This is a genomic window from Aeromonas sp. QDB25 (assembly GCF_027707725.1).
GTDB lineage: Bacteria > Pseudomonadota > Gammaproteobacteria > Enterobacterales > Aeromonadaceae > Aeromonas > Aeromonas caviae.
This window is the reverse complement of record NZ_JAPCIZ010000205.1, coordinates 1-1,307: the sequence shown is the minus strand read 5'-3', so window position 1 is coordinate 1,307 and position 1,307 is coordinate 1. Positions and strand designations below refer to the sequence as shown.

The 1,307-nt window shown below is 44.9% G+C and carries 1 protein-coding gene; it reads right to left on the bottom strand.

Annotation, left to right across the window (positions count from 1 at the left end; translation table 11 throughout):
• Window positions 1-704: 704 nt before the first annotated feature.
• Complete coding sequence (gene dfrA1 / locus PG883_RS23485; RefSeq protein ID WP_000777554.1) at window positions 705-1,178, bottom strand: trimethoprim-resistant dihydrofolate reductase DfrA1; 474 nt, start codon at window positions 1,176-1,178, stop codon at window positions 705-707.
• Window positions 1,179-1,307: the final 129 nt, after the last annotated feature.

Sequence of the window (1,307 nt, the reverse complement as noted above, 5' to 3'; positions counted from 1 at the left end):
TGATATATCTCCCAATTTGTGTAGGGCTTATTATGCACGCTTAAAAATAATAAAAGCAGACTTGACCTGATAGTTTGGCTGTGAGCAATTATGTGCTTAGTGCATCTAACGCTTTTAGCAGGGGCGCGACGTCAGGAGCGTCCCTTGCCTAAACTTGTTAAGGCATTTGTGAACAAACGCCACCAGTATTTTGGTTTAGAACCAATGCATACTTCATACGAATACAGCCTATCTCGAATCAAGCAGGAACCATCCAAGATTGGCATAAAAGGTACATTCAACCTTTTCACTGCATCCCATTGGTGCACGTACTCGGTCTTGCAACTCGGACACTTTGGGTTTGCACCAGGAACAAACCTACCCCCGCAAGGGCAATCTGGAAGAGTTGCTGCTATTCGATCCAAGAGCTCTTGATTGATTTCATTTTCATACAGTAATGCATGGTCCTGCTCTCTATGGATTACATTCGAGCAAGTATCACAGAAAAAATGCGGGCAACTGTCGCTCATGCCGCTCGATTGCCAGGCAGGAGTTTCCTTCCCACACTTTGGGTTTGGGCATTTCATTCTTCCTATCCATGGTGCATTCGCTTCGTAATGTACGATTTTCATGTAGCCTTAACGCCTGGCACAGCGGATCGCAAACCTGGCGCGGCTTTTGGTACAAAAGGCGTGACAGGTTTGCGAATCCGTTGCTGCCACTTGTTAACCCTTTTGCCAGATTTGGTAACTATAATTTATGTTAGAGGCGAAGTCTTGGGTAAAAACTGGCCTAAAATTGCTGGGGATTTCAGGAAAGTAAACATCACCTTCCGGCTCGATGTCTATTGTAGATATATGTAGTGTATCTACTTGATCGATCAGGCTTTTGTATATCTCCCCACCACCTGAAACAATGACATGATCCGTTATTTTCTTTAGGTTGGTTAAAGCATCTTTAATTGATGGAAAGATCAATACGTTCTCATTGTCAGATGTAAAACTTGAACGTGTTACGACCGCATACTTTCGGTTGGGTAATGCTCCCATTGATTCAAAAGTCTTGCGTCCAACCAACAGCCATTGGTTATAGGTAATAGCTTTAAACAGGAGCTGTTCACCTTTGGCACTCCATGGAATATCAGGGCCATTCCCGATAACTCCATTCTTCGATATAGCTACCATTAGTGATAGTTTCACAATTCTTCCTCAGAGGTTAACGTTTGACATGAGGGGCGGCCAAGGGCGCCAGCCCTTGGACGTCCCCCTCGATGGAAGGGTTAGGCATCACTGCGTGTTCGCTCGAATGCCTGGCGTGTTTGAACCATG